We start from the raw sequence: 20,879 nt of genomic DNA, 5'->3' as shown, positions 1-20,879 counted from the left end.
CGGTAACATAAATAGTTTGTGAGTCTGCAACCGTATTGGTAAATGCATTTGGACTAGCAAGTGCATTAGCAGTAGTATTGGCTCAAGCGTCCGCTTGACTCTCATCATAATATACAGTCAATCCTGAAACTCCTGCGGTTATGTCATTGGTTAAATCTGAATTGGTTAAATCGAAAACCTCAAAACCATCTCCTGGAATACTAGTCTCACAAAGCTCATATGGGATAACATTCTGATTCAATTCTGGACGCTGATCCACATGAACGAAAAAGGAAGTCGTAGTAAAACATCCCGCCGAATTCTCAACACGAACAAACAATTCTTGAGTGAAAGGTACTATGTTATTGTAGGAAACAATCTCGGCTAAAGATAATGCGTTGGATGGAAAATCCGCATCTGCCTGTGTCTCATGAATCGTAACTGTAGTACCCGAATTACCAACCAAAGCATCTGAAACAGCCGATGATAAATCAAAGGTACCATAACCATCATTGTTGTCGTCACAAACACGAATGTCTGTAATTAATCCTATAACTGGTGAAGTTAAAACGTTGACAGTTATTTCTTCACCAACTAATGAAACTGTACAAGAAGGTGTGTCAGCTGATGTCACATCAACAACTGTATAAGTATGTGGACCAACTGCATTTGTTGAATTCAATATATAACTTCCAGATGCATTTAAAACTATAGGTGTTTGTGGCGTAGTGTCAAAATTATAGTTTACAACAGCATTAGGTGTACCTGTAAAAGTTATGGTGTTAGCTTCTCCCAAACAAGCATCTTCTCCATTAATTGAAACTGAAGGAAGAGGATTAACAATTACCGTTGTGCATATTGGTGTGTTAAACGTTTTAGTACACTCAGGAGTAGTAGCAGAAGTAATATTAATTAAACAGTATTCAGAGTTTTCTGTTAAAATAGGTGTTGTAATTGTTGCATTTCCAAGACCATCTAGTACTATAGATTGAGTAGTGTTACTTCCATCAACTGAATATTGTACAGTAGCGTCAGGAGTACCAGTAATAGTTATTGTTCCGGAAGTTTCAGCACAAATAGTTTCTCCAGTAATTGAAGCAGTAGGAAGTGGAATTATAGATATAGTTGCACATGTGTTGGTAAAAGTTTCTGTACAATTATCTGTAGAGATTGCATCAACAAGACAATACTCAGAATCTGAAAATAAAACGGGTGATGTAACTGTTGCTAAACCACTAATAGCATCTAAAATAATTGTTTCTTGTGCGCCATTATCAACTGTATAATGAACTGTAGATCCAGGAGTTCCAGAAAATGTTACAGTTCCAGATGTTTCTTCACATATTATGTCACCAGATATAGTAGCAGTTGGTAATGGAAGTACAGTAACAGTGGCACATTCTGAAAGTGTTTGATTACAAGCTGTTGATGAATTAAAACTAACATCGACTAAACAATATTCTGAATTATTAATCAATGTAGGGGTTGTTAATGTGGCAATACCCGTAACGTTATCCAACGTAATGGGTTGTTGATTTCCTCCATCAACAGTATACAAAACTGTTGCGCCAGGAGTTCCAGTAAAAGTAACTGTGCCTGTTGATTCTGAACAGATGGTATTTGCAGAAATAGTAGCTGTTGGTGGGGGTACTACTATTGCTTCAAATTGCGCATATTTTGGACAACCGTATACAAAATCTTCAACTCTGGTGTAAAAAGTTGTATTTGTGTCATTAGTTATCTGATTCTCAGAAATTTGATTTTCATTTTCAATTGCATCTTGTTCTGTAGAAAAAAAGTAAATTTCATAATCAAATTCATTTAAACCATCTAAAAGAATAGGAATATTATTGCTTAAGTCAAAATTATTATCACAACTGTATAAAGTCAAATCAGTAGGATCATCATTAATAAAAAATTCTGGTAAATATTCAACTTCGATACAATCTATTTGAGTACATGAACTACCGACAAAACCATTGGAAGTAGTAACACAATAGGTTCCTGGTGCAGTCACAGTGTAAGATGGCCCTACTTCACCTGGGATGTCCTCTAAACCAGTTGGCGTTTGTATGGACCATTGAAAATCAAAATCATCTGGATCAACATTTGTATTTAGAACTTTAACATTACCTGCACATTGAGCTAACCCATTTGCAGAAGTCATGTCTGCAGTTTCAATTCCTTGATCTTGAGTATATGAAATTTGAACTTTACCAAATCCAGAATAGAAACTGGCAAACCCGATGGTGTTAGATGTTCCATATACACCAACTGCTACAGAACCTGTAGATTCAACTTTTACATTTCCAGATACATTAGGTATTCTATAGGTTACCCAGTTAGCGTTGCCTAAAACGGTTTGTGGTACTGCAGTCGTTATTGTACCATTTATTGAGATGACCGAACCTACAACAGCTAAAATTACTAAATTTGCACCACCATCAAGATTTACATTTAGTGACCCTAAGAAATTTATACTTGGAATTAAATCTACAACTTTTGGATAAGAACAACTTAAAGGCGGAATAAAATTTAGACCTGTGGTGTGAGTTGCTGCAGCTCCAGCTAAAACTTGATAAAGATATACAGGTTTACTGGATTCAATATACATGTTTTGATTATTTGTCCCTTGATAATAGGAGAAAGGAACAATATAATAATCTCCTGCGTTAATTGTAGCTATAGGTGTAGGAATTCCATTTACAAATATTTGTGTGTTATTTTCAGTTCCAATAACAATAGGTAATTCTGTGGTTGAAATACCATCACCTTTTACCACAATATATTCAGTACCAACTTCTTCAACGGGAACAATTTGATCTAAACATATATCATTTCCTGTTGAAGCTGGATTGGCAGTTATGTTTCCAGTAATTACTGAAACTGGTTTGTTTGATGTTAAATGTGCGCCAATAAAACCATCTAAGTTTGCTGCCACATTGGAATATCCAGACAAAACAACAGACTCACCTGCTTGTAAACTAAAAGATTGAGTACCACTACTATTTGTACCTGTTGGAGTTTCAAATGTTACGCCTGTATTATAATCGTTTACAGTTATAAATGTATTATTTTCAGTTGCCATTATGCTCGACACAAAATTTCTATTGCCGTCATTAGAAATTTGTGGTACACTACCTAAACGAAAATCTTGACCTAAACCTGCTCTACCTTTTGAAACAAAAACCTCTCCATGAGCACTTGATCTCACTTTAAAAGTTACATAAAAATTTGAAGGCCCAGTTAAAATCAAACCACTGTCTCCAGAAGGTGTATATAATCCTGTTTTAGAAACAAACATGTTTGAAGGTTGTGAATTACCAACAGTGAATTGTACGGGATTTCCTGCCGAAACTGTATATGTTCCAAACAAAACTCCATTACCATTGGTAACTGTTACTTGAAAAGGAGTTACAACTGGTGTTGAAAGATATATTACATGTTCATTAACATTAGTATTACTTCTAGAATGTAAAGGCGGCAACCAGTGTTTATCACTAAGTTGACCAAACATAAAAGTTGTAAATAAAAAAGCAAATAGTAGATATAGCCTCATTTTAATATATTTTTAAGAAAGTAAAAATAAATAAAAAAATGAAGCCGTTAGATTTTATATGTGTTTTTTATGAAAATTGAGAAGAAAATTTCAGATTAAATCCGGTTTTTTACAATAAAATAGCAAATTATAACAAAATATTTATTTATTTCTAAAAATATAACAATTATATTTTTATTCAAAAACTGATTAACATTTAACAAAAGTTAATATTTTTAAAAGGAAACACTCTGTAAACAGTCAAAAAAAAAAATTACAAATCAAATCCCAATTTAACTTCTAATTTTGAAGCGATAATTTTAGTAATTCTTTGCTTTAATTCTGGAATTTTTATGCTTTCAATAGCTTCATTACAAAATGCGAACATTAATAAGGCTCTTGCTTCCTTTTTAGGAATTCCTCTTTGTTGCATATAAAACATTGCGCTTTCATCTAGTTGCCCAATGGTGCATCCGTGTGAACATTTTACATCATCAGCAAAAATTTCTAATTGAGGTTTAGCGTTTATGGTTGCTTTTTCACTAACTAAAATATTGTTGTTTTGTTGGAAAGCATTGGTTTTTTGGGCTTCTTTTTCAACATAAATTTTTCCATTGAAAACTCCTGTTGCACTATCACCTATGATCGTTTTGTAATTTTGATGACTTTCGCAATTTGGCGTTGAATGTTGAACTAAAGTATAATGATCTACATGTTGTTTTTCACCGATTATGGTAATTCCTTTTAAAGTACTGTCAATATGTTCTCCAAAGTGATAGAAATTTAAGTTGTTTCTAGTTAAATTTCCTCCAAAAGAGAAGGTGTGAACCGAAGCGTGACTTTCTTGTTTTTGAGAAATATAAGTGTTGTCAATTAAATTAGCCGTTAGATTATCATTTTGAATTTTATAGTAATCCACAATAGCTCTTTTTTGAGCAAATATTTCTGTAACCGAATTGGTTAAAACGGGATTACTATTCAAACTTTGGTGTCTTTCTATAATTTGAACATGAGCATTTTCACCAACTACTACTAAATTTCTTGGTTGTACCATTAAAGCATCTTCTATTCCTGTTGAGAAATAGATGATTTCAATAGGCTTATCCGCGATTTTATTTTTTGGTATATTGATGTAAGCTCCTTCAAGAGCAAAAGCAGTGTTTAAAGATGTAAGAGTTTCATCTTTACTAGCAATTTTATTGAAATATTCGTCTATAACTAACTTGTATTTGGGTTTGGTCAAAGCTGATGACATCAAACAAACATCTATACCTTCATGAGTTGTTGCAGATAGAAAAGAACTGAATTTTCCATCAATAAAAACAACTTTATAAGTGTCTACTTCATGTAAAAAATATTTTTTTACATCTGAAAACTCCAGCGTATTTTCTTTTTTAGGAAATACTGAAAAGTCATTTTTCAAAATTGCATTCAACGAAGTATATTTCCAAGCTTCTTCCTTTTTTGAAGGAAAACCTTTGTTTTCGAAATTTTTTATAGCGTCTGTTCGAATATCATGCAAACTCGAAGAGGTGTCTATTTTTTCTTCAAATGCCATGAAAGACGAAACTAATTTTTCTTTTAAATCCATTTTCTAGTTTATGGTTAATAGTTAATAATTTATAGTTGATTCTTGCCAAAACTGACAACTAACAACCAACAACCAGTAACTTTTATACTAATTCAGCTTTTATCCAATCGTATCCTTTTTCTTCTAATTCTAAAGCTAGTTCTTTTCCACCAGACTTTACAATTTTGCCATCCATTAATACGTGAACAAAATCAGGAACGATATATTCTAAAAGTCTTTGGTAATGGGTAATTACAATTACTGCATTATCTTTACTTTTCAATTTATTTACACCATTTGCTACGATTCTCAAAGCATCAATATCTAAACCAGAATCTGTTTCGTCCAAAATAGCTAATTTTGGTTCTAACATTGCCATTTGAAAAATTTCGTTACGTTTCTTTTCACCACCAGAAAATCCTTCGTTTAAAGAACGTGATAAAAACTTACGATCAATTTCTAATAATTCTGATTTTTCGCGAATTAATTTCAGCATTTCATTGGCAGGCATATCTTCCAGACCTTTTGCTTTGCGCGATTCATTGATAGCAGTTCTCATGAAGTTAGTTACTGAAACTCCAGGAATTTCTACTGGATATTGAAAAGATAAGAAAACACCTTTGTGAGCTCTTTCTTCTGGAGCCAATTCAGAAATATCTTCTCCTTCTAATTCAATTGTTCCTTGAGAAACTTCGTAGTTTTCATTTCCTGCTACTATAGATGCAAACGTACTTTTTCCGGCTCCATTTGGACCCATGATTGCGTGGACTTCACCTGCTTTAATTTCTAGGTTTAACCCTTTTAATATTTCTTTATCTTCAACAGAAGCGTGTAAATTTTTTATTGATAACATTTTATTCTTTATTTTTAAACCACTATGGTATTAAGATTCATTAAGATTTATCCAACACTTCCTTCTAGGGAAATTTCTAATAATTTTTGAGCTTCCACGGCAAATTCCATTGGCAATTTGTTTAATACTTCTTTACTGAAACCATTTACGATTAAAGCAATGGCTTTTTCAGTTGGAATTCCACGTTGGTTGCAATAGAAAACTTGGTCTTCACCTATCTTTGAAGTGGTAGCTTCATGTTCGATTATTGATGAAGTGTTTTTGCTTTCAATGTATGGAAAAGTGTGTGCTCCACATTCATTTCCCATTAAAAGACTATCACATTGAGAGAAGTTACGTGCATTTTCAGCTCTTGATGAAATTTGTACTAAACCTCTATAACTGTTTTGTGATTTTCCTGCAGAAATACCTTTTGAAATAATGGTTGACTTAGTGTTTTTTCCCAAGTGAATCATTTTAGTTCCTGTATCTGCTTGTTGGAAATTGTTGGTTACTGCAATAGAATAAAATTCTCCTATTGAATTATCTCCTTTTAACACACATGAAGGATATTTCCATGTTACTGCTGATCCTGTTTCTACTTGTGTCCAAGAAATTTTTGCGTTTTTCTCACACAAACCTCTTTTAGTTACAAAATTATAAACACCACCTTTTCCTTCTTTATTTCCTGGAAACCAGTTTTGAACGGTTGAATATTTTATTTCGGCATCATCCAAAGCAATTAATTCAACAACAGCAGCGTGTAGTTGATTTTCATCACGACTTGGAGCTGTACAACCTTCTAGGTAGGAAACATAACTTCCTTCATCAGCAATTACAAGTGTTCTTTCAAACTGACCTGTTCCTGCTTGATTGATTCTGAAATAAGTTGAAAGTTCCATTGGACATTTAACACCTTTTGGAATATAACAGAAACTTCCATCTGAAAAAACAGCTGAATTTAAAGCGGCATAAAAATTATCTTTTTGAGGTACAACAGTTCCTAAATATTTACGAACCAATTCTGGATGCTCTTTGATGGCTTCAGAAATACTCATGAAAATAATTCCTTTTTCTCCAAGTGTTTTCTTGAATGTTGTTGCTACTGAAACACTGTCAATCACAATATCCATGGCCACATTATTCATCATCTTTTGTTCATCAACTGAAATTCCTAACTTTTTGTACATCGCTAACAATTCAGGATCAACATCATCTAAAGTTTTATTTGGATCTGCTTTTTTTGGTGCTGAATAATACGAAATAGCTTGAAAATCAGGTTTTGTATAATGTACATTTGCCCATTCAGGTTCTTTCATTTCTTCCCATGCTCTGTAGGCTTCTAATCGCCATTCTGTCATCCATTCTGGCTCTTCTTTTTTCAAAGAAATAGCACGAACAATGTCTTCATTAAGACCAATAGGAAAAGTTTCCGAATCTAGTTCAGTGTAAAATCCGTATTCGTATTCTTTATTTTCTAATTCGACTTTTAAGTCGTCTTCTGTATATTTTGACATAATTTTTTTTTGTTTTACAGAGAAAAACTTTCCCCACAACCACACGTTCTTTGTGCATTAGGATTGTTAAACACAAAACCTTTACCGTTTAATCCTCCAGAAAATTCTAATATAGTTCCAGCTAAATAAAGAAAACTCTTTTTTTCAACTGCAATTTTTACATTATTATCTTCAAATACTTTATCATTTTCTCCAAGTTCTTTATCAAACTTTAATTCGTATGATAAGCCAGAGCAGCCACCACTTTTAACACCTACTCTAACAAAATCTTGAGTAGCGTCAAAACCATCTTCGCGCATCATGTCGATGATTTTTTTGCTTGCTGTATCAGAAACTTTAATCATTTGTTATTTTGATTTTGTCTAAATTAACTGCAAATATAAGTCATTTGACTCTTTTTACAATAGCTCCTAACATTTTTATAACTTATATGTTTATAGTTTTCATTTATGGTATTTTTTGTAAATTGGCTGAAAATAAAAAAAAGATGAAATTACACGCTATTGAAGCAGGAAACTTTAAGTTAGACGGTGGTGCAATGTTTGGTGTTGTTCCAAAAACGATCTGGAATAAAACCAATCCTGCAGACGATAAAAACTTAATTGATATTGCTGCAAGATGTTTATTAGTTGAAAATGGAAACCGATTAATTTTAATCGATACTGGAATGGGAAACAAACAATCGGATAAATTTTTCAGTTATTATTCTCTTTGGGGGAATCATTCACTAGATCAATCTTTAAAAGATAAAGGTTTTCATAAAGAGGATATTACGGATGTTTTTATGACACATTTACATTTTGATCACTGTGGAGGAAGTGTAAATTGGAATAAAGACAGAACTGGTTACGAAGTAGCTTTTAAAAATGCTAAATATTGGACAAATCAAAACCATTGGGAATGGGCTACTAAACCAAACAATCGGGAAAAGGCTTCTTTTTTACATGAAAATTTAATGCCAATGCAAGAAAGTGGACAATTAAATTTTATTGATAGACCAACTTCAGATTTTGGATTTTCTAAAGAATTAGGTTTCGATATTTTTTATGCGGATGGTCATACCGAAAAACAAATGATACCTCATATAAAATATAAAGATAAAACGATTGTTTTTTGTGGCGATTTGCTTGCAACTGCAGGTCACATTCCAATTCCGTATGTAATGGGATATGATACAAGACCTTTGTTAACATTAGATGAAAAAACTAAATTCATGAATAATGCTGCTGAAAAAAATTATTTTTTAATGCTTGAACATGATGCACATAATCAAATTATTACTGTTGAAAATACAGAAAAAGGGGTTCGTCTTAAAGAAGTACTCACTTGTGATGCTCTTTTTTAACTAGAATTTGTAACTTTGATAAAAATTTATTGTCTAATTTATTAATTAATTAAAAAAAACATTATAATGAGAACATTTAAACCATTTTATGTTTCTGCAATCGCTGCCTTAGTTTTAGCAAGTTGTGGTACAACATCTAAAATGATAACAACACCTGCAGAAAATGTAGATGCTATTCAAATAAAATCAACAAAACTTCAGGAGAAAGATCTTCAAAGATGGAGTCATTTTGACTTAGTTAGAGATACTGTTCCAGGAATGAGTGTCGATAAAGCTTATGCTGAATTGCTAAAAGGGAAAAAAGGAAAAAAAGTTATTGTTGGAATTGTTGATTCTGGTGTTGACATCAATCACGAAGATTTAAAAGAAGTTATTTGGAAAAATCCTAAAGAAATTGCTGGTAACGGAATTGATGATGATAAAAACGGATATGTTGATGACATCAACGGTTGGAATTTTTTAGGGGATGCTGTTCATGAGCAATTAGAAAAAACTCGTATCGTTAAAATGGGTCCAACTAACCCAGATTACACTGCTGCAAAAGCTGAAGTTGATGCAGAAAGAGAACAATATCTTGCTTTGAAAGCGCAATATGACGGAATGTCAAACGAAGTTAAGCAATTAGCAACCGCTATTGGAAAAGAAGATTTTACCGCTGCTGATATAAAAGCTTTGGAAACTACAAATGAAAATTTAGTAGCTTTAAAAGCAAAATATTCTCAAATGCTTTCTGGGTCGAGAACTTTAGATAAACTTAAAGAACAAATAAGTGGAGCATTAGATTTTTTTAATGGTCAATTAAATTATTATTTAAATCCTGAGTTTAATGGTAGAGCTGTTGTTGGTGATAATCCAAATGATATTACCGATACAAAATATGGTAACAATAATGTAGTTGGTCCAGATCCTGAAGAAGCTTTACATGGAACACACGTAGCTGGAATCGTTGCTCAAGTTAGAGGTAATGGAAAAGGTGGCGATGGTGTTGCTAATATGGTTGAAATTATGGCTGTTAGAGCTGTTCCAGATGGTGATGAATATGACAAAGATATCGCATTAGGAATTCGTTATGCTGTTGATAATGGTGCAAAAGTAATTAATGGTTCTTTTGGAAAATATTTTTCTCCTCATAAAGAATGGGTTCAAGATGCTTTAAAATATGCGGCTAAAAAAGATGTGCTAGTGATTTTTGCTGCTGGAAATGATTCCAAAGATTTAGATGTTCATAATAAGTACCCAAGTGATTCTTACGATGGTGCTCCAGAAATTTCTGACAATGTTTTAATTATTGGGGCATTAAACGTGACTTATGGTACAAATATGGTAGCTCCTTTTTCTAACTATGGAACCAAAAATGTTGATATTTTTGCTCCTGGAATGCAAATTTATGCTACAACTCCAAACAATACTTATAAATATTTACAAGGAACTTCAATGGCTTCTCCAAATGTTGCTGGTGTTGCTGCTTTAATTCGTTCTTATTATCCAAAACTTTCTGCTGCTCAAGTTAAACAAATTATCGTGAATAGTGGAACGCCTTTAAAAAATACAGTTTTGGTTGATGAAGATCAACATGAAGCTAATTTTTCAGAAATTTCTAAATCTGGAAAAATTGTTAATGCTTACAATGCTTTATTGATGGCTTCTCAAATGTAAAAAATTAAAAATTAAATGGATAAACCACAAAATTTTTCTAAAGAAGAATTTTGTGGTTTTTTTAAATAAATTATTATGAAAAAAATAGTATTAATTACCCTAATTTCTTATGTAGGATTCTCACAAAACAACCCAAATTCAGGATATTGGCAACAACATGTTGATTATAAAATGGCTGTTGAAATGAATGTGGAGTCTTATAAATATAAGGGAACACAAGAGTTAATTTACTCCAACAATTCTGTGGATACATTAAGAAAAGTATATTTTCATTTGTATAACAATGCCTTTCAACCGGGCAGTGCTATGGATGCTCGTTTACAAACAATTTCTGACCCTGACAAAAGAATGGTTAGAACGTTTAAAAAAGCCAATGAACAAGTTACAGAAAGTAGAATAAGTACTCTAAAACCAGATGAAATAGGATATTTAAATATTGATAATTTCAAACAAAACGGAAAAAATTGTAAAACTAAAGTAGTAGGAACAGTTTTAGAAGTTGTTTTGTCAGAAGTTATTTTGCCAAAATCATCTACCAAATTCACATTAGATTTTGAAGGTCAAGTTCCTTTACAAATCAGACGATCTGGTAGAAATTCGTCTGAAAATGTAGCATTATCCATGGCACAATGGTATCCAAAAATAGCTGAATATGATTTTGAAGGCTGGCATGCCGACCCCTATATTGCAAGAGAATTTCATGGCGTTTGGGGAAATTTTGATATAAAAATTACTTTAGATAAAAATTATACTGTTGGTGGAACTGGCTATTTGCAAAACAAAAATGAAATTGGTCATGGATATGAAGACCAAGGTGTTGTAGTTAATTATCCCAAAAAAACCAAAAATTTAACTTGGCATTTTATTGCTCCAAATGTTCATGATTTTACTTGGGCTGCGGATAATGAATATATTCATGACAAAATAATAGGAGAAAATGACACGGAGTTACATTTCTTATACAAAAACAAAGCAGAGAATATTGAAAATTGGAAAAAGCTACAACCTAAAACTGCTGAATTATTAGCATTTTATAATAAAAACGTTGGAACATATCCTTATAAACAATATTCGGTAATTCAAGGAGGTGATGGTGGTATGGAATATGGTATGTGTACTTTAATTACTGGCAACAGAAGTTATGGTAGTTTGATAGGAGTAACAGCTCATGAATTTGCACATTCGTGGTTTCAGTTTTTATTGGCATCTAATGAATCAAAGCACGAATGGATGGATGAAGGTTTTACTTCGTACATTTCTGACTTAGCTATGGAACAAATTATGCCTCCAAAAGAAAAAGAAGTTCACCCGTTTGTTGATGCCTATAAAGGATATATTTATTTAGCAAAATCGGGTAAAGAACAACCTTTAAGTACTCACGCTGATAGATTCGATTACAATATGGCTTATAGTATAGGTGCTTACAATAAAGGGGAAGTATTTTTGGCTCAATTAGGATACATTATTGGACAAGAAAATTTAGATAAAACCATAAAAAAGTATTTTAAAGATTTTGTATTTACGCATCCAACCCCTAATGATATTAAAAGAACTGCCGAACGAGTTTCTGGAGCTAATTTAGATTGGTATTTAGTCGATTTTACACAAACCACAAATACTATTGATTATGGAATAAAAAATGTTACTGTTGATGGAAAATGTGCCAAAGTAACTATGGAAAGATTAGGAAGAATGCCAATGCCTTTAGATGTAATGGTTACTTACGAAGATGGTTCTAAAGAATCGTACTACATTCCAAATACATTAATGCGTTTTGAAAAAGAAAATCCATTCCAAGGAATTCAAAGAACTACTTTAGAAGCTTGGGATTGGGCCATGCCAACATTTACTTTTGAAACCAATAAAAACAATTCTAAAATTAAATCTATTGTCATTGACCCTTTAGGCTTAATGGCAGATATAAATAAAGAGAACAATATTTTTGAATAATTGTTTTTTTTCTAAATTAAAATACCCCAAAACAGTTATTGACTATTTTGGGGTATTTTTATATAACTATTTCAACAATCTATCTGTTTTCTTGTTTCAAAATATCTGTTTTCTTTTTTATTATTTTAATTACTATAATTGCAACTGTTAGAACAATTGAACTGTAAAATAAAAAAGGATTATAATTGACTTCGTTTTTTGTTAATACTCCTAGGTAATCAAAAAAGAAGAAGATAAGTACTAACAGAAAAAGTCCGTTAATTTCTTTTCTAACTACTTTTTTCCAACTAAAAGTCAGGTTTGGTTTTACAAAGTTTTTAAAATTAGGAACAAATGCAGGTACTTTTTCTGCCCAAGTAAGATAAGTTCCTCCAAATTTGCCTCTCAAAAATTTTTCTTCAGAAAACATAATTCTTTCATAATAAATCCAATAGAGTAGGGTAAAAGAGATTATGAACCAAAAATTTCCTGACAAAAGTGCTGGTCCTAACCACATAAAATAATTTCCTAAATATAAAGGATGTCTTACCAAAGAATACATTCCTGTAGTGTTTAAACTATCTGCTACTTGAGTTTTAACCGTTCTACCAGAAGTGTTTTTAGGAACATATCCAATTACAAATATTCGAATTAATAAACCTAAAAGACTTACAACAAGACAAAACATCTCGTAATAAATTTCGTAAGGTGTTTTCTTTAAAAAAAAAGTTTCAGGATGTAGTTCTGTTTGTAAAAATAATAGCATTCCTACACCTAAAATAATAACGGGCAAAATGCCTCTATACCTAAATAACCAAATGCCTTGTTGTTCTAATTCTTCTTGTAATGCCATTGTTTGTTTAATTATTTTCAAATATATAAAAAAATAATTTAGATACTAAAATTTGATATTTATGCAAAATAAACCTTTAATGTTTTGTACTTAATTTTAAAACATCAGTATAGTGATTATTATAAAAAAACCCTGTAAAATTTGATTTACAGGGTTTGAGATTATTCTTTTTTTGATATTATAAGTCAAACTTAATTCCTTGTGCTAATGGCAATTGATCAGAATAATTTACCGTATTGGTTTGTCTTCTCATATACACTTTCCAAGAATCTGATCCTGATTCGCGTCCACCACCAGTTTCTTTTTCACCACCAAATGCACCACCAATTTCAGCACCAGAAGTTCCGATGTTTACGTTAGCAATTCCACAATCAGAACCTGCAAAGGACAAGAATTTTTCCGCTTCTTTCATTTCATTGGTCATAATTGCTGATGATAATCCTTGAGCAACACCATTTTGTAATTCAATGGCATTTTCCACTTCACCACTATATTTCATTAAGTATAAAACTGGAGCAAAAGTTTCGTGTTGAACGATTTCAAAATGATTTTCAGCTTCAATGATAGCTGGTTTTACGTAGCATCCAGATTCGTATCCTTCACCTTCTAAAACGCCACCGTCAACTAATACTTTTCCGCCTTCCGCTTTAGCTTTTTCAATAGCAGCTAAATAAGTACTTACTGCATCTTTATCAATAAGTGGTCCAATATGATTTTTTTGGTCTAATGGATTTCCAATTGTCAATTGTTTGTAAGCACCTACAATTGCATCTCTTACTTTATCATAAACCGATTCATGGATTATTAATCTTCTGGTTGAAGTACATCTTTGTCCAGCTGTTCCAACTGCACCAAAAACAGCTCCAGGAACCACTACTTTTAAATCAGCACTTGGTGTAATGATAATGGCATTGTTTCCACCTAATTCTAATAAAGATTTTCCGAAACGTTCTGCCACAGTTGCTCCAACAATTCTACCCATACGAGTTGAACCTGTTGCAGAAATTAATGGAATTCTTGTATCAGTAGTCATCATTTCTCCTACTTTATAATCACCATTGATGATGCATGAAATTCCTTCTGGTAAATTGTTTTCTTTTAAAATTCCTGCAATTATATTTTGACAAGCAATCGAACATAAAGGTGCTTTTTCTGAGGCTTTCCAAACACAAACATCACCACAAATCCAAGCTAAAGCGGTGTTCCATGACCAAACGGCTACTGGAAAATTGAAAGCAGAAATGATTCCAACAACACCTATAGGATGCCATTGTTCTCTCATAACATGTCCAGGACGTTCTGAAGGAATCGTTTGTCCGTTTAATTGACGAGATAAACCTACAGCAAAATCACAAATATCTATCATTTCTTGAACTTCACCATAACCTTCTTGCAAAGATTTACCCATTTCGTAAGAAACTAATTTTCCAAGAGGTTCTTTTAATTCTCTCAATTTGTTTCCAAATTGACGAACGATTTCTCCTCTTTGTGGAGCTGGCATAGCTCTAAATGTTTTGAAAGCCGAAGTTGCAGCTTGCATTACTTTTTCGTAATCTGCAGCTGTGGTGGCTTTTACTTTTCCTATTAATTGACCATCAACTGGAGAATAACTTTCAATGATTTCTCCATTTGAAAACCATTCGTTTCCTGTTGAGGTTCCTTCGTTAATGGCTTTAACTCCTAGTTTTTCTAGTGCTTCAACCATTCCGAATTGTTGTGCTATTGTTGACATTGTAACTTATTTTAGTGTTTTTGTTATATTTTTAGCAAAAATAGGGCTTTTTTTTGAATTTTTTCGCAATTGTTGTCACACAATACATTATGATTTTTAAGATTTTGCCCTAGCCCAGATAGGAACGGCATCCTTTTTATCTCGTTCTTAAAACGAGATAAAAAGATATAGTGGATAGCTGGAAATAGCTCCAAAATATTATTTTACAAATCTTTTGTCTGCTTCCATAACTGTTCCGCAATTGTCGCAAGTTCTTAGTTCTTTGGAACCATAATAATGTTTGAAATGTGCTAAGAAATCAACTTCTATATCCTTTAATTCGAAGTAAACTTCATATAGTTTATGATTACAGTTATCGCAAAACCATAGCAAACCATCAGGAATATCTTGTCCGGCACGCTTTCTTTCAACAACTAATCCGATAGAATTTTCTTCTCGAACGGGTGAATGTGGTACTTTTGCAGGAAGAAGAAACATATCTCCAGGACCAAGTTGCATGGCTTTTTTTTTGCCATTATCTTGAACATAAACCGTAATATTTCCTTCTAATTGATAGAATAATTCTTCAGTTTCGTTGTAATGATAATCTTTTCTGGCATTTGGTCCGGCAACAATCATTACGATATAATCACCTGAGCTAACATATAAATTTTTATTACCAACTGGAGGTTTTAATAAATCTCTATTTTCTTCAACCCATTGGTTTAGATTGAATGGTTTTTGAATTGCCATAGTAATGTATTTTGTCTTACGAAGTTACTAAAAATAAAAAAGGTTAGCGTGAACTAACCTTTAATTTATGATATAATTGTAAAATTTATTTTGTTATTGAAAGTATACTTTCTTTATAATTTACTTCTACTTTACCCAATGTTTTTAATGTATTTTCACCTATAACAAAAGGTGAAGGAATGCTATTTGTAATAACAGCCGTTACATTGTTTAATTTGAAACCGTTAAATTCAATAGTTTCAATGAATAATGTTGCACCTTCAGGAATTCTTCCGTCTGAAAGGGAATAGGCTTGTTGACCCGAATAATTTTCTGGTTTTATTTTTCCTGTTTTTAATAAGAATAAAGCATCTTTTCCAGAAATTAAAACATTTTCAATGGTAGCATCATAAATAAAACTTGAGTAAGAACCGTTAACAGAACAAGGAACTTCAATTTGTCCTTCTTCGTTTTTTGTAAATGGAATAACTACTTTTTTATCTGTATTGGTAAGGGTTCCTGTTTTAACCACTTTTGCATTAACATCTTTAATTAAATACACATATACTGGAAAGTGATCACTAAAACCAGGAACTCCGTTTGAATTTCTTAATGGATATCCTTTGTATTGCCCTTCCTTTTGAATCAAAAAAGGTTTGTTGTAAACTCCAGCTTTGTAGTAAGTCCATTTGCTATAATCTCCATTTACAAAAGGCTCTGATACCATTATTTGATCAAATAAATCCCAAGAATCTCTGTAAGCTAATGATCCAATACCATTATTAGACATTTCTTCCATAGGATTGTAAATGCCAAATTTTTCAACTTGTGCTTTTTTTGCAACAGCACCAATTTCTTTTTTAACACTCTTATTATAAGGGCCATCATTTAAATCGCCCATAGTTATAATTCTTGCGTTTGGATTTATTTTAAATAAAGAATCCATGATTTTTCGGTTTAATGCACCAGCAGCTTCTCTTGAAGGACTACTTTTCTTTTCACCACCAGAGCGAGATGGCCAGTGATTTACAATGAAACTAACTTCATCACCATCTAATAATCCTGTAACTAAAAGTTGATCTCTTGTGTAAATTCTACTTGATTTTGCATCAACTTCTTCATCGTCGTCAGTTTTTTCTTCTTTCTCTTTTTTTGATTTAGAATTTCCATCCCTATAAATAATCAATGGAATATTGGCATAACTGGTAGGATTAAAATGCTTTGGATCGTATAAAAATCCTGTGTCAATTCCTCTTTTGTCAGGAGAATCAAAGTGAATTATTTTATAATTTCTATCAATAATTTTAGGCTCTTTAACTAAATCTTCTAAAACCCTTCTGTTTTCAATTTCGCAAACACCAATAACGGTTGGTCCAATTTTTTGTTGATCGCTTGTTCCTAGTTCAGCAATTACTCTACTTAAATTACCTAATTTTTTTTTGTAATTTTTATACGTCCAACCTTTATTAGGCAAGTACTCTTCGTCATTAACGTTTGGATCGTTGATTGTGTCAAATAAATTTTCTAAGTTATAAAATGCAACGGTGTGAATTGCGAATTTTTTTTCTTGTGCAAAGCCTTTGATAGTAAGGAAAAACAAAGAAATAATTAAAAATGAGTGTTTAATTTTCATGTTAATAATGTTATGTTTCTGTAAATTTTATTCAAACATTGGGCCAAAGGTATGTAATATTTTAAAAATGTGTACATTTGCAAACTGTTAAGTGTTTTTCTTAACAAATATTTAATATTCGATATTTAACATTAATTTTTTTTATGAAAAAACTATTATTAAGTGTTTTATTTGTGATTCAGGCTGTTTTTGTTTTTGGGCAAGACGCTAGTTTAACCGGAAAGGTTATTGATTCTAAAACATTAAAACCATTATCTAATGCTTTATTAACCATTGAAAGTTCTAACCAATCTAAATTATCAGGAGTTGATGGGGTTTTTAAATTTGATAAAGTTCCAACAGGAAACCAAAATTTAATTGTAACATTCAACGGATTTGTAACTCAAGTTTTTGCTTTAGAGATTTCAGAAGGTCAATTGCTAGATGTAGGTTCATTAATAATGGATGAAGATGAAAAAACGGAACTTCAATTAAGTTTAGTTACACTTACAGAAAACGATTTAGGTGATGATAATTCTGGTTCAGAAAGTACTTCAGGATTGTTACAAGCTTCAAGAGATGTATTTCAACAAGCAGCAGCTTTTAACTGGGGACAAGCACGTTTTAGAATTCGTGGTTTAGACAATCAATACGGAAATACGATGATTAATGGTATTTCAATGAATAAAATTTACGATGGAAGACCACAATGGAGCAATTGGGGTGGTTTAAATGATGCGACACGAAACCAAGAGTTTACCATGGGATCAACACCATCTGATTATACTTTTGGTAATATATTAGGTACACAAGAAATAAACACGAGAGCTTCTTTTTATAGACCTGGAACAAGATTAACTATGTCAGGAACTAACACCAATTACAGTTGGAGATCAATGGCAACTCATGCTTCTGGTTTAGACGAAAACGGTTGGGCTTATGTAGTTTCTGGTTCAAGAAGATGGGCTCAGGAAGGTTATTTTGAAGGAACTGATTACGGAGCTAATTCATTATTTGCTAGTGTTGAGAAAAAAATAAATGACAAACACAGTATCAACTTTACTTCAATATATGCTCAAAATAGTAGAGGAAAAACTTCTCCTAATACTGATGAAGTAAACAGTATAATGGGTGTTAAATACAATTCTTACTGGGGTTGGCAAGACGGTCAAAAAAGAAACTCAAGAGACAAAGATATTCAAGAGCCAATAAACATGTTATCGCATTATTGGAAAATTAATGAAAATACAAGATTAAACACTAACGTATCTTATCAAGTTGGATTAATAGGTAATTCAAGATTAGATTTCCAAATTGGAAATAATCCAGATCCAACTTACTACAAAAATTTACCAAGCTATTATCTTAATAATCCTAATATTTATAATGTTCCTACTTTTGCTTCAGATGGAGTTACAATTACAGGTTATACTAATCCTGCTGCAGTTAGTGCTTTGTCTTCTTTCCAAAATAATGCTCAAATCGATTGGAATGCTATGTATTTAGCAAATCAAAATTCGGCAAATCCTGGAAGAAGTATTTACGTATTGTATGAAGATAGAACAGATGATAAAATTTGGAATGCCAATACAGTATTAAACACAAGTATTTCAGATCACGTTAGTTTAAATGCTGCAGTTAACTTTAAAAAATTAAAATCTAATAACTTTCAAAACTTATTGGATTTAATGGGTGGTCAGTTTTTTAGTGATATAGATCCATTTTTTGTTGGAGATCAAGCTCAAGCAGATTTAAATAATCCAAACAGACAAGTGGGTGAAAATCAAAAATACGGTTACAATTATAATTTATTTGCAACAGTATTTGATGGATTTACTCAGTTTAAATTCAACTATGACAAAATCGATTTTTATTTAGCTCAAACATTCTCAAGAACACAATATCAAAGAGAAGGTTTATATAGAAATGGTATATATGCTAATAATTCTTTTGGAAAAAGTGCTAAAACTACTTACGAAAACTTCGGTTTTAAAGGTGGTTTAACTTATAAAATTAATGGTAGAAACCTAATTGATTTTAATGCTTTATATATGACAAAAGCACCAGTTATGAGAAATGTATTTTCAAATGCAAGACTTAATAACAATATTACACCAAACTTATCAGATGAAAACATCACTAGTTTAGATGCTAGTTACATCATTAGAGCTCCAAAATTAAAAGCTAGAGTAACAGGTTTCTACAATACTATCAAAAACAGTTCAGAAATTTCGTTTTTCTATGCTGAAAGTATTGGTGATTCAACAGGCGATGAAGATTCATTCGTAAGTGAGATTGTTACTGGAATTGACAAACAATCTATAGGTGCTGAATTAGGTATTGAATATCAAATTACTTCTACAATTAAAGTAAATGGAGCTGCAACTTACGGACAATATATTTACTCTGATAATGCAAATCTTATTACAAATGATGATAATTTAGCTGCAACAGGAGCAAATCCAATCAAAAATTTTGGTACTACTTATTTAAAAGATTATGTTCAGCCAGGTGTTCCTCAACAAGCTTATTCAGTAGGTATCGAGTATCGTGATCCAAACTTCTGGTGGGTTGGTGTAAATGCCAACTGGTTAGAAGGTAGTTATATTGACGTTGCAAGTATCACAAGAACAGATAACTTTACAATTGACCCTGCTACTCAAATTTCTTATCCTGGCGCTAATGAAACGTCGGTTAGAGATATTTTAAGACAAGAGCAATTTGAAAACATTAAATTAGTAAATTTAATTGGTGGTAAATCTTGGAGATTGAGCAGAAAAAACAGAAATACTTTTGGTTTCTTTGCTTCAATAAATAATATTTTTAACTTACAATATAAAACTGGTGGATTTGAACAGTCTAGAAAAGCTACTTATCCAGATTTAGTTGCGGATCAAGCTAACGGAACTCCTTCATTTGCCCCAAAATATTTCTACGGTTACGGAAGAACTTATTTTGTTAATTTTTACGTTAACTTCTAATAAAAAATACTATGAAAAAAATATTAATTAAAGCAGTTTTTTTACTTGCTATTTTTATAACTGCTACAAGTTGTGTTAAAGAAGATGATTTTGCTATTCCAACTTTAAAAGCGGGTTTTGTTGAAAATTTTAACGACATTAATTTTAATCAAACTTTCGATTACGTAGGATGGACAAATTTTGCAGAAGCTGGTACTAAAGTTTGGATTGAAAGAGATTTCCAAAACGATGGGTACATTCAGTTTAGTTCCTTTCAAAGTGGTGAGTCTTCAAATATTGGTTGGGTAGTTTCTCCTGCAATCAATATTAATGGATTAGTACAACCAACGTTGTCATTTGAAACGGCATCTAACTTTGTTACTTCACCTGATAATAAAATTGAAGTTTTTGTTTCAACAAACTTTAATGGTACTGATGTTTTAGGTACAACATGGAATCCAGTTACCGCAGAACTTGCAAATAATACTACAAACAATTATACATATATACCTTCAGGAAATATTGATTTATCTGCATATTCTGGAGACATTTATGTTGCTTTTAAAGTTACAGGAAACGGTTCTACTCAAACAGGATTATTTCAAGTAGATAAAATAAAAGTTGCTTCTTTAAATTAAAAAACGC

At 31.9% G+C, this 20,879-nt stretch carries 13 protein-coding genes and 1 pseudogene; 5 read left to right on the top strand and 9 right to left on the bottom strand.

What is annotated here, in order from left to right; all coding sequences use genetic code 11:
* Nucleotides 1-82: 82 nt before the first annotated feature.
* From ACTF56_RS07080 to ACTF56_RS07060, 5 genes are all read right to left on the bottom strand, one after another.
* Nucleotides 83-3,538 (bottom strand): IgGFc-binding protein, encoded by a 3,456-nt coding sequence (locus tag ACTF56_RS07080; RefSeq protein WP_438966212.1) that lies wholly within the window; start codon nucleotides 3,536-3,538, stop codon nucleotides 83-85.
* A 253-nt stretch (nucleotides 3,539-3,791) separates the two neighbouring features.
* Nucleotides 3,792-5,108 carry a Fe-S cluster assembly protein SufD gene (sufD, locus tag ACTF56_RS07075; RefSeq protein WP_438966211.1) on the bottom strand — a complete coding sequence of 439 codons (1,317 nt, stop codon included), beginning with the start codon at nucleotides 5,106-5,108 and terminating at the stop codon, nucleotides 3,792-3,794.
* Between the two features lie 82 nt (nucleotides 5,109-5,190).
* On the bottom strand, nucleotides 5,191-5,940 hold the full coding sequence (gene sufC, locus ACTF56_RS07070) for a Fe-S cluster assembly ATPase SufC (protein WP_438966210.1): 750 nt from the start codon (nucleotides 5,938-5,940) through the stop codon (nucleotides 5,191-5,193).
* A gap of 47 nt (nucleotides 5,941-5,987) precedes the next feature.
* Nucleotides 5,988-7,436: a Fe-S cluster assembly protein SufB gene (gene sufB / locus ACTF56_RS07065; RefSeq protein ID WP_438966209.1), complete on the bottom strand. Its 1,449-nt coding sequence runs from the start codon at nucleotides 7,434-7,436 to the stop codon at nucleotides 5,988-5,990.
* Between the two features lie 14 nt (nucleotides 7,437-7,450).
* Nucleotides 7,451-7,780 carry a HesB/IscA family protein gene (locus ACTF56_RS07060; protein ID WP_438966208.1) on the bottom strand — a complete coding sequence of 110 codons (330 nt, stop codon included), beginning with the start codon at nucleotides 7,778-7,780 and terminating at the stop codon, nucleotides 7,451-7,453.
* 143 nt (nucleotides 7,781-7,923) lie between these two features.
* Here ACTF56_RS07060 and ACTF56_RS07055 point away from each other — a divergent pair, with 143 nt between their 5' ends.
* The 3 genes from ACTF56_RS07055 (at nucleotide 7,924) to ACTF56_RS07045 (ending at nucleotide 12,387) form a co-directional block, all read left to right on the top strand.
* Entirely contained in the window at nucleotides 7,924-8,781 is an 858-nt protein-coding gene (locus ACTF56_RS07055; protein ID WP_438966207.1) for an MBL fold metallo-hydrolase, read from the top strand.
* Nucleotides 8,782-8,847: 66 nt separating this feature from the next.
* Nucleotides 8,848-10,437, top strand: coding sequence for a S8 family serine peptidase (locus ACTF56_RS07050; protein WP_438966206.1), 1,590 nt, complete (start codon nucleotides 8,848-8,850; stop codon nucleotides 10,435-10,437).
* Between the two features lie 75 nt (nucleotides 10,438-10,512).
* The gene (locus tag ACTF56_RS07045) at nucleotides 10,513-12,387 is read left to right on the top strand and encodes a M1 family metallopeptidase (protein ID WP_438966205.1); all 1,875 of its coding nucleotides are present in this window, start codon (nucleotides 10,513-10,515) and stop codon (nucleotides 12,385-12,387) included.
* Nucleotides 12,388-12,466: 79 nt separating this feature from the next.
* Here ACTF56_RS07045 and ACTF56_RS07040 read toward each other — a convergent pair whose 3' ends face one another.
* The 4 genes and pseudogenes from ACTF56_RS07040 to ACTF56_RS07025 all read right to left on the bottom strand — a co-directional run.
* Nucleotides 12,467-13,219, bottom strand: a complete 753-nt coding sequence (locus ACTF56_RS07040) for a methyltransferase family protein (protein ID WP_438966204.1) — start codon at nucleotides 13,217-13,219, stop codon at nucleotides 12,467-12,469.
* A gap of 178 nt (nucleotides 13,220-13,397) precedes the next feature.
* Entirely contained in the window at nucleotides 13,398-14,951 is a 1,554-nt protein-coding gene (gene amaB, locus ACTF56_RS07035; protein WP_438966203.1) for an L-piperidine-6-carboxylate dehydrogenase, read from the bottom strand.
* Between the two features lie 198 nt (nucleotides 14,952-15,149).
* Complete coding sequence (locus ACTF56_RS07030) at nucleotides 15,150-15,683, bottom strand: 3-hydroxyanthranilate 3,4-dioxygenase (RefSeq protein WP_438966202.1); 534 nt, start codon at nucleotides 15,681-15,683, stop codon at nucleotides 15,150-15,152.
* Nucleotides 15,684-16,203: 520 nt separating this feature from the next.
* Nucleotides 16,204-17,295, bottom strand: a pseudogene (locus ACTF56_RS07025) (endonuclease/exonuclease/phosphatase family protein); the annotation flags it as partial.
* A 143-nt stretch (nucleotides 17,296-17,438) separates the two neighbouring features.
* Between ACTF56_RS07025 and ACTF56_RS07020 the strand changes: the two are divergent.
* A complete protein-coding gene (locus tag ACTF56_RS07020; protein ID WP_438966201.1) occupies nucleotides 17,439-20,255 on the top strand; it encodes a carboxypeptidase-like regulatory domain-containing protein in 2,817 nt (938 codons plus the stop codon).
* A gap of 11 nt (nucleotides 20,256-20,266) precedes the next feature.
* Nucleotides 20,267-20,872, top strand: coding sequence for a DUF5017 domain-containing protein (locus ACTF56_RS07015; protein ID WP_438966200.1), 606 nt, complete (start codon nucleotides 20,267-20,269; stop codon nucleotides 20,870-20,872).
* Nucleotides 20,873-20,879: the final 7 nt, after the last annotated feature.

Source organism: Flavobacterium sp. (assembly GCF_965657075.1).
GTDB lineage: Bacteria > Bacteroidota > Bacteroidia > Flavobacteriales > Flavobacteriaceae > Flavobacterium.
Note: the sequence above shows the minus strand (reverse complement) of the source record. Positions and strands in the feature narration are given on the sequence as shown.